7 protein-coding genes are annotated in these 10015 nt (G+C 54.7%); 2 read left to right on the top strand and 5 right to left on the bottom strand.

Annotation, left to right across the window (positions count from 1 at the left end; all coding sequences use genetic code 11):
* Positions 1 to 219 precede the first annotated feature (219 nt).
* The 4 genes from RE6C_RS13935 to RE6C_RS13920 form a co-directional block, all read right to left on the bottom strand.
* The gene (locus tag RE6C_RS13935; RefSeq protein ID WP_236618196.1) at positions 220 to 4236 is read right to left on the bottom strand and encodes a chemotaxis protein CheB; all 4017 of its coding nucleotides are present in this window, start codon (positions 4234 to 4236) and stop codon (positions 220 to 222) included.
* A 112-nt stretch (positions 4237 to 4348) separates the two neighbouring features.
* Positions 4349 to 5101, bottom strand: coding sequence for a response regulator (locus tag RE6C_RS13930; protein WP_081605646.1), 753 nt, complete (start codon positions 5099 to 5101; stop codon positions 4349 to 4351).
* Between the two features lie 347 nt (positions 5102 to 5448).
* Complete coding sequence (locus RE6C_RS13925; protein ID WP_008657480.1) at positions 5449 to 6972, bottom strand: mercuric reductase; 1524 nt, start codon at positions 6970 to 6972, stop codon at positions 5449 to 5451.
* A 58-nt stretch (positions 6973 to 7030) separates the two neighbouring features.
* Complete coding sequence (locus RE6C_RS13920; protein ID WP_008657479.1) at positions 7031 to 7993, bottom strand: TVP38/TMEM64 family protein; 963 nt, start codon at positions 7991 to 7993, stop codon at positions 7031 to 7033.
* A gap of 128 nt (positions 7994 to 8121) precedes the next feature.
* Here RE6C_RS13920 and RE6C_RS13915 point away from each other — a divergent pair, with 128 nt between their 5' ends.
* A complete protein-coding gene (locus RE6C_RS13915) occupies positions 8122 to 8505 on the top strand; it encodes a GNAT family N-acetyltransferase (RefSeq protein ID WP_008657478.1) in 384 nt (127 codons plus the stop codon).
* A 138-nt stretch (positions 8506 to 8643) separates the two neighbouring features.
* On the top strand, positions 8644 to 8898 hold the full coding sequence (locus RE6C_RS13910; protein ID WP_008657477.1) for a ferredoxin family protein: 255 nt from the start codon (positions 8644 to 8646) through the stop codon (positions 8896 to 8898).
* Positions 8899 to 8912: 14 nt separating this feature from the next.
* Here the strand turns inward: RE6C_RS13910 and RE6C_RS13905 are convergent, their stop codons facing one another.
* Positions 8913 to 9977, bottom strand: a complete 1065-nt coding sequence (locus RE6C_RS13905) for an ADP-ribosylglycohydrolase family protein (protein ID WP_008657476.1) — start codon at positions 9975 to 9977, stop codon at positions 8913 to 8915.
* Positions 9978 to 10015: the final 38 nt, after the last annotated feature.

The following is a 10015-nucleotide window of genomic DNA, read 5'->3' as shown; positions in this document are numbered from 1 at the left end:
GAACAGTGGCATTTTGCTGCTAATTGCGGGCGGACGCAAGGGATTGTTGCAGACGCGAGATTGGGCGGTGGTCGTGTCTTTCGTTGCTCTCACGCTGGATCGCGAGTTGCCTGCACTTCATTCCTGAAACAGATGCGCAATTCTTGCGCAATGCTACGCTTGGCAGGATTCAGCGGACTGGCTTGGTTCGGCCGTTCCGAAGCGCACTTCGGCTTTGCCTCATGTCACCTCGCATGCAGGATTTGAGCGAGGTGGCATCTCGGAAAGCTCTGTCAAAATCTGATCGAGTTTTTCCGGGTCGAGTGGTTTCACTAGGTGTAGGTCGAAACCGGATTCACGAACTGCCTCGCGATCTTTGTCTTGCCCATACCCAGTGAGTGCAACCAACTTGATCGAGGAGTGAGCTGGATCGGATCGGATGCGTTTGGCAAGTTCGTGCCCGTCCATGACAGGCAAACCGATATCGATGATCGCGGCATGCGGATTGATCTCACGGATTTTGTCCCACCCTGCTGCTCCGTCGCTGGCTTCGTAAACATTCAGACCGCGAAGTTCCAGCAATCCCGACAGCATCTCTCGAGCGTCGTCGATGTCTTCCACGAGCACGACCGATTGCAATTCGGAGGCATGGTTTTGCGGTTCCTCAGTTGCATCAATGACTTCGTGGCGGGAAAGCGGAAGCGAGACGGTGAAGGTGCTGCCGAATCCAATCCCATCGCTCTTGGCGGTGACGGTTCCGTTGTGCAGTTCCACCACCGCTTTGACGAGAGTCAGTCCGACGCCCATCCCACCGTTGGAACGGTCGAGTGTTTCATCGGATTGATAGAAAAGCGAGAAGATTTCATTCAGCTTGTCCCTGCTAATTCCCGCCCCGGTGTCTTGCACCTCCAGGTAGACGTTCTTTCCATCGTGGTATAGATCAAGTCGTATTTGCCCACCAGGTGCCGTGTATTTCACCGCGTTGGTAAGAAGATTCATGGTGACTTGTTCCAGGCGTGCTGGGTCACCGTCAACGATCAGTGGTGTGGATGGCAAGGCGACGGTTAGTTCCAACTTGGCAGCGTCGGCGCGGCTCTGCGTGGTGATGATCGCCTGTTCGATCATCTTTGTCAGGTCAGTTTGCTGCTTGCGAAGCTCAATTTTTCCATGGGTGATGCGCGAAACATCAAGCAGGTCATCGAGCAAACGTGACATTTGGCCAAGTTGTCTTTTGACAACGCCAAGTGCACGATTGGTCCCGTCTGGTTTGGTTTCTTCGGAAGACATGATCGCGATGGCGTTCGTCACCGCACCCAATGGATTGCGGAGTTCGTGCGATAGCATGGCAAGGAATTGATCGCGTCTTGCCACGCCTTGTTTGACCTCCTGTTGCGCCTCGCGACGCTGGGTGACGTCTTCGAATGATCCGGCCATTCGTGTTTCGCTGCGTCCGGATTTGCGTTCCGCGGAACCTCGCATGTGGAACCACCGGTATTCGTTGGTGGCTCCGTATTCCATACGGTATTCGATGTCGAACGGTGTGTTGCTTTCCAGGTGGCTGTTGAGTGCCGCCATCACTCGAGCGTGGTCATCCGGGTGAATCAGTTCCTCCCACAATGAGACGGTCATCTCATCTGTCGGCGTTCGACCCAATAGCGCGTACATTCGGCGAGAGCACCAGATGGCCTCCTTTGTGACATCTTTCCAGTCCCAGATGCCGGCATTGCTGCCTCGGACTGCGAGATCAAAGCGTTCTTCGCTCTTTTGCAAGGCTTCGGTGGCGGCTTGCAGCATCGTGACATCAACTAGCGTGACGACGGCCCCTTCGACGGTCCCACGCGAAAGGTAGGGGAAGATTCGGAGCAAGTACCATTGCCCGTTTTCGTCTTTGATTTCGCGCTGGACAAACTGTTCTGTTTGAATGACTTCTTTGATGCTCTCGGTGAGGAATGGATCCTGCAGGCGGTGCGTGAATGCGTTGATCGGGCGACCGATGTCCTGAGGAATTAGATTGAAAAGTTCCGCAATGCGTGGCGTGAACCTTCGTAACCTCAAACGTGAATCGAGGAACAACGTGTGCACGTTGGTTGTCGTCAAGAGATTGTCGATGTCATCGTTCAGTTCCGTTAACTCGTCGATCTTGCGTTGGTGTTCCGCGTTGACGGTGTAGAGTTCTTCGTTGACCGAATGCAGTTCTTCGTTGGTGCTTTGAAGTTCCTCGTTGGAGGCTGTCAGTTGTTCGTTAGTTGATTGCAGTTCTTCGTTGGTGGATTGATGTTCTTCGATCGTTGATTGCAGGTGGCTTTGGGTGAACTGAAGCTCGCGTTCAAGGTATTCAACGGCAATCACTTGCTCAGCCGTCAGAACATCAATTTCTTTCCGGTCTTCTTTCAGTGATTGCGTTTCGATTTGGACGAGTGCGGTGCCGTCTTGGTCGTCGCCAACCGTGAATTTGTCGACCGTGAGTTTGACGAAACGTTCTTGGCCGTCCAAGCTGCACCGAATCTGCTCGATCGCCACCGGGTTGCCATCTCGGTTCAGTTGCACCAGAGCAATCGAGAGTGCGGAACGCAGTTCGGGCAGGATGACGTTCAGAAGGTGGTTGTGGGGGCGTCCGTCGCCATAGGAAAGGTAGGCTCCCGCACCGCCAAATACGTGAAGGATTTCTTTTTGCGCGTTGATCAGAATGGCGGGAGATAGGAATTTCTCAAGCAGCTTGTCGTAGGTTTTGAGAAGCTGTCGTGTCGCCGTTCTTTCTCGGGCGACCTCCGAACCCGCAGGCGGATTTGTGGGCCAGGGACGTCGCACAGCCGCACCGGTCGGCGCCGCTGAGCTGATCTCGCGATGTTTTCGATAGATCCGAAGCGATTCATCAAGCGGTTGGAATTCTTTTCGCAGATCCCCAAGCGATTCGCTGTTGCCGAGGCAAACGACACCTCCCGTTTTCAGGCCAAAGTGAAAAAGAGACAGCACGCGTTGTTGCGTGGCGGGCGTGAGATAAACGAGGAGGTTGCGACACGAGATCAGGTCCAATCTTGTGAACGGTGCGTCACGAATGACGTTGTGTGGAGTGAAAACCACCAACTTCCGAATTTCGGGTGTGACGTGGAATCCATCTTGTCGCTCAATAAAGTATTTCTCGCGACGCTCTGGTGTGATGGAAGCCAGCCTGTCATGAGTGAAGACGCCGCGGCCCGCTTTCAGCAGGGACGGGTCGTGTACATCGGAGGCGAAAATGCGAATTCGTTTCTCGATGCCGCGACGATCGAACTCTTCTGCCAGTTGAATCGCCAGCGTGTAGGCTTCTTCGCCGGTTGCTGTTCCCGCAACCCAGCATCGAAAGTCCTCTTGTGGGTTGAGGTCGTCGACGAGTTGTGGGAACACATCCAGTTCCAACCGGTCGAACGCTTTGCTGTCTCGAAAGAAGTCGGTGGGCCCAATCAGCATGTCTGAATAGAGCTGATTGAGTTCGTCCGTGTCTGTTCGAAGGAGCTCGATGTAATCGTGAATGCTGTCTTTTTGGGCCAGCCTCAATCTGCGTTCGATGTGCCGGCTGAATATCTCAGTTTTGTATTGCGCGAAGTCAATGTTGAATGTGTTGTGCAGCAATCCAAAGATAAGCCGGTTCGGCGACTCCAAGTATTGACCGGGATCCAGCGTTTCTCTCGCGGCAAGGCCACTGAGGATCGTGGGGTCGTCGCCCGCAATTCGGTGCAACGCTTTCGCGATCTCGGGTGGACTGAGTACCAAATCAGCGACACCGGTCTCGTAAGCACTGCGAGGCATTCCATCAAATGCCGCTGTCTCGATTGATTCGACGATCACCATCCCTCCAGCGGCCGCGATGTCGCAGACACCTCGGCTGCCATCCGTTCCGGTGCCCGACAGAATGATGCCAACCGAATCGGGGCCAGCGTCCTGAGCAAGCGTGCGCAGGAATTCGTCAATTTGAAACGAGAGGTTTTGTCCTTTGGCTCTTTCCGCGAGCAGAAGCCGGCGGTTTGAGATGATCACATGCTGGCCGGGTGGCAACAGGTAAATGTGATTGGGTTCGACGTACATCCCGTCTTGGATCAAACAGACCGGCATGTCTGAATGTCGAGAAAGAAGTTGATCCATCATGCTGTCGAAGTCCGGCGACAGATGCTGGATGACAATGATTGCCAGTCCGGTTTCAGAGTTCAGTTCGTCAAAGAGAGCTTCCAGGGATTGAAGGCCGCCGGCCGACGCACCAATGCCGACCACTTTGGAAGGCATGGCAATTCCAGGAACTGACTCTTTCATTGGTTACTTTTAGTTAGAACGCATTGGCACTGAGGCATTCGTTAGAAAGTTGCTTCCTGAATGGGCGGAAACGGAGTTTGACGGGTCAGCAAGCTGATCCGAGCTGAGTCTCGAGTTCGAGCACAAACTCTTGCGGTCGAATCGGTTTGGAAAACCATTGGTCGTATGGAAGGTTCGCTTCTTCGTCTGTCTGTGCAGGTTCGCTGCCACTGATGACGAAAAGTTTCAGCTCTTGGAATCTCGGGTCGCAGCGTATGGCTTTTGCGGTGTTGGAGCCATTCATCTTTGGCATGTTCATGTCCAGCAGGACCACATCGGGGGCATGGTGTTGGGCAAGGTGGTCAAGTGCTTGTTCACCGTCTTCAGCGACGCTGACATCGAAGCCATGAACTCGGAGGTATTCTGCCAGCAGTTCACGTTCCTGCGCGTTATCCTCCACTACCAAAGCTCTCCGTTTTCGCTTGGTTGGTGCTGGCTCGTCGCTGACGGGTTCGAAGGTGCCTACGAACCCGTCCAGGTCGGAGAGCTGGCTCAAGGTGGTGTTGAGAGACTGCTCCGCTTCTTCAATTCGACCCGCTTGAAGGTGCGCCTGAAGGATCGACATGGCCAGCGAAACCGTGTTCAACTTGTTCCGGAATGTATGCCGTTGTTCTTGAGCGGCTTCGTGAATCCGCGCGTCAGCGTCGTCTCGTAACAACTCGCTTCGCAACACTCGAACATGTTCGGGGGCAACGACTCCGACCTGCACCTTTTTCCCACTAACTCGCAAAATTTCAATCGTGATTCCAAGATTCACGAATGAGAATTCTTGTTTCACTTTTCTCGTCAGTACAAGCATGGGAGGTCTCCTTCCCGAACATTTTTTTGCGCACTTAATTCGAACTCCGCGTCCGAAATGGGCGAGCGTTCGGCATCTTGCCGAACGTCTGCAAACGCGACGTGAGGCAGTCCTTTGCTCACAACTCACCCGATTGATTGCGTTTATCAACCTGGTTTTGGGGGTTGTCAAGAAAATAAAGTGAACAATTTCGCTAAAATAACCGTTCACTGATTGACTCGCCGTGAGAACGCTAATTTGTCGGCGGCCAATGTGAATCTGACTGCCCTTGTGATTGCGGGTGTCCGCAGTTCGGGTTGGTGCATGGCTTTGGTTAGCGCATTTGTGGGCAATCGCAGTGGGGCTGGTCAGCGACCGACGTTCCATCGCATCAATGCGTTCAACATGGTCTTGTTGAAAGCAGTCAGGCGAGTGCGGTTGTATTGATCGCCAAGTTTGCGGATCGCCTCGGCTTGTGTTGGATAGGGGTGGATCGAGTTGGCGATCGCACCCAGCCCCACGTTGTTGTTCATTGCAACGGTGATTTCCGAGATCATGTCGCCGGCGTTTTTGGCGACGATCGTTGCGCCAATGATTTTGTCAGTGCCCTTTTTCGTGTGAATCCTGACGAATCCCTCTTCTTCGCCCTCGAGGATCGCCCGATCAACTTCGTCGAAGTGTTGGATGTACGTGTCGATATCGATGCCGGCGTCCTTGGCGTCTTGTTCGTGCATGCCGACATGAGCAATCTCGGGGCTGGTGTAGGTTGCCCAAGGGATGATCAAGTCGCTTGCCTTCTTCTTACCGAACGGTCCGATCGCGAAAAGCGAGTTTTGGATCACGATGCGTGCCAAGAAGTCTGCCACATGAGTGAATTGATACTTGGATGCAACGTCACCCGCCGCGAAAATGTTGGGGTTGGTGGTTTGAAGGTTGTCGTTGACCTCCACACCGTTCTTGTCGAATTTCACGCCGACGGCTTCGAGGTTGAGCTTCTCCACGTTCGGTGCCCGTCCCACGGCGACGAGCAATTGATCGACCGGTTGGTCGTAGTGCTGGCCATGTGAGTCGACCGTCAAACGGATCCCATCATCGTTTTTGATTTCGAGATCGTGCCCGCAGCAAAGCAGTTGCACGCCATCCGCCAACATCGCTTTTTGAACGATATCAGCGGCTTCGCGATCTTCTTTGGGGAGAATTCCATGCTGGGACTCAATCAGGAAGACTTCCGATCCTAGCTGGGCAAACGTTTGAGCCATTTCGCAGCCGATCGGGCCGGCACCAATGATGCCTATTCGCTTTGGAAGTTTTGTCAGAGAGAAAACGGTTTCGTTGGTCAGGTAGTCGACTTGATCCAAGCCTTTGATCGGTGGAGCCGCCGCTCTCGCTCCGGTTGCGATCACCGCTCGTTTGAACGCAAGTTCGGTCCCTTGAACATCGATTGTTTGCGAGCCCGTGAAGCTGGCTTGCCCAAAGTAGACGTCGACGCCCAAGTCCTGGAAACGTTTGGCGGAGTCGTTTTTGCTGATCTTTGCGCGGAGTTCCCGCATGCGACTCATGACCCCGCCGAAATCGATCTCGGTTCCGCTCGGTACGTGGACAGAAAAGTCCGACGCGTTCTTGATGGTTGCGGCCACTCGAGCCGCACTGATGACTCCTTTGGACGGTACGCATCCAACGTTTAGGCAATCACCGCCCATTAAGTCACGTTCAATGAGGGCGACTCGGGCTCCCAGCCCAGCGGCTCCCGCCGCGGTGACCAAGCCCGCTGTGCCGGCACCAATGACAACCAAGTGATACGGTTGTTTCGGACTTGGATTGGTCCAATCGGTCGGGTGAACGTTCGCTTCAAGTTGTTGGTTGTGTTCGTCGTGGGGAAGCAGAGCGTTCATGAGGTGGCCAGAAAGTAGAAAGCGTCGAAGAGAGTGATTGCCGTTCGATCCAATCGAACTATCTCGGGTGCCGATTCGGCAGCGAGTGATCGATGTTTGGGCCGCTCGGATTGAACGAACCTGTTTCGCTCGCGTCGACCGTCGGTTGCCCAAGCCAACTGGTGACCGTTCTTTCAATGCGATCGGAGTTCATCGAGGCATAACCGGCAATCAAGGCAAATGTCACGGCAGTCGCGGCCAGAAGCACCGTGCGACGCGTGTTGGGAGTCGCCACTGAACCGGATTGATTCGATGTGTCAGCATCCTCGCGTTCATCTTGGTCGACTTGTTCATCCAACTTTTGGCTGGCCAGTCGCGTGACATAGACGGTGACCGCGATGGTTGCCAGCAATCCCACCGCCAGCATCGCCCATTCCGCGGTGGTGCGTTCGCGATCCGCGCTCACTGCTTCTCCGGTGATGTGCCCAAGATACACGTAGAGGAATGTTGCGGGCAGCATCGCCAACCAACTGGTGAGAACGTACGGCCAGAAGCGAACCGGAGTCAGGCCGTACAGGTAGTTCTGCAAGTTGAATGGCAAGGCTGGCGACAACCGCAGCAACCCAACGATCTTCCATCCGCCTTCTTCGATGGCCCGATCGATCGCGGCGAAGCGACGATTGTCTTTGGCAAGTTCGGCGACTTTTTCCCGAGCGACATAACGCGATATCAAGAACGCCAATGCGGCACCGACGGTCGAGCCAATCGAAACCACGATGGTGCCAATGACCAATCCAAAGATCGCTCCGGCGGCGAGAGTCAAAATGGTGCCCGGCACGAACAGAACTGTCGCGACGATGTACAGCAACACCAGAACCACCGGCCCCCGCCATCCCAAGCTGCCGATCCATTCATTCATCGCCGATGTGACGAGGTCAAAAGGGAGCGTGCGGATGATGACTAGCATGCCGACCAGGATGACCGCGATGGATCCCCAGCGGACGTACTGATTGAGTTTCGCAAGGGTGTTCTCGGCTGGCATGAAGTGATCTCATTGGCTGACGTTGCGAAGGGGATCTCATACTGGAAACAGGTGAGACGATGGACGGCACCGTGAACGTCGGTGCAATTTTAGCAACGTGACCAGTTTGGAGGTTTGCGTTCCTGATCATGATGCTTTGGCAGACTGCAATCAGCATTGCATTGTCAGTCGTCGTTCGTTCTGACCAGCGTGAGACGTGCAGCTTGGCGATTGGTCCGATGGCGGTGATGCCGTCGTTTCAGCGGCAAGGCGTTGCTTCGCAACTTGTTCGCGTGATCATTGAGCGAGCGGAAGCGGCTGGAGAGTCTTTTCTGGCGGTGGCTGGGCACCCGGAGTTTTACACTCGGTTTGGCTTTCAACCGAGTTTGGATTTTGGCGTTCAACACTGTTTTGAAGGAATGCCTGACGACGTGTTCTTCTTGCAGAGTCTACAGAAAACGTTTCCAGGTCACTTCGCGAATGGTCGGCTCGTTTACTCCAGCGTGTTTGGTCGGCAAGACCGATTCGCTTGATCGCAAACAGGCATTTGTCTTGGTCGTAACGGCGAACCATTGTCTAGCATTCGTGTCCCATTGATAGACGTCTCATGGTTTGGCCGCTGTGGACCAAGTTGAATGATACGAACCTCGTTCTTTTGAGAGGGACCCAAGATGGCGATGGTGGTGACAGAACCGTGCATCGGCTGCAAAGACAAAGCTTGCTTGGCCGTGTGCCCGGCGGAGTGCTTTCACGAAGACGAGCGGATGGTTTACATCAATCCCGACGACTGCGTTGATTGCGAAGCATGCATTCCCGAATGCCCCACCGAAGCCATCTTTGGCGAGGACGACGTACCGGAGCAATGGAATGACTACATTGCCTTGAACGCAATCAAGGTGAATGAGTGCCCGCCGGCCGATGGGTAGTTCGCGTTAGTGGATCAGTATGGCGGCGCGAGTCGGCGAAAGCCGTGGAAGAGAACGATGGCAAGGAACGCGAGATTGCGAAGGACGACTCCGATTGGATTGATCCGAGGTGCCTTGTTAGATGTTGTTACGAGTGCCTGCGGCAGCAAAGTGTCAGCGAGTTCTTGAGCGAGTTGTTCGATCCACGTGAAGCTACGCGGCCAGTCTCGGATACCGTCTAGCCATTCCTGTGGAATGCCATCGCGTCCCACTCCGGCACCGACGATTCCGCCAACAATCGCGGCGGTGGTGTCAGCATCGCCGCCGCAGTTGATGATCGAGGTGACCGATTGTCGGTAGTCGTTTGGGCTGCAGAGCCAAGCGTGAATGGCGACCGGAACCGTGTGAAGGGTGTAGCCGGTCACGCCTCGCGAAAGTCCCTGTGAATCGGCAAAGTCTCGCGTTGACTCTCCTGACCCAACGCTGGCGATCGCGGCTCGTATTCGATTCAGTAACTCTGATTGCTCGTCGTTGATCGCCCTAGCGACGTCGTTGAACCAGAGATTGGCATCGATCGTGGAAGAGGTTCGAGCATGCCGGGCGGCAAGTGCGACCGCGATCGCACCCTGTTCGGCTTTTGGATCGGAATGAGTCAGTCGCGATGAAGCACGAACGAAGTCCAGCATCAACGGAAGATTGTCGATCGCCGCACCAAAGATGGGTGCGCGCATCGCCGGGCCGTTGCCAGCGGAAAACACGCCTGCGGTTTGTGGTTTCGCACCCAACCAAAGTTTGATGCCGGATCGAGCGGTTGCTTTGCCGACTCCCGCGGGAAATCCCAAGATCCACCATCGCAAACGCCATGCGAAGGTTTTTGTAAATTGATCGACGTCGGATGGAGATTCCATCAATGATTGAGCCACCATGCAGGTGTGCTCCGTGTCATCGGAAATCATCCCGTGGCCAAAGAAAAAGCGATGCCTTGTTGGCTGGCCGAGAAGCCGTGCGGCTCGATCGGGAGGCAAGCCTTCGTAAGGTAGTCCAAGAGCGTCACCGACGGCAGTGCCCAGCATGCAGCCGACAATGGATTCGCGGTTCAAGAAAGCTGCTCCTGGATGAAACGGTGTGTTCCGGTCAG

The sequence above is a fragment of the Rhodopirellula europaea 6C genome, from assembly GCF_000338295.1.
GTDB classification, from domain to species: Bacteria; Planctomycetota; Planctomycetia; order Pirellulales; family Pirellulaceae; genus Rhodopirellula; species Rhodopirellula europaea.
The sequence above is the reverse complement of the archived record's forward strand: the minus strand, read 5'-3'. Positions and strand labels throughout refer to the sequence as shown.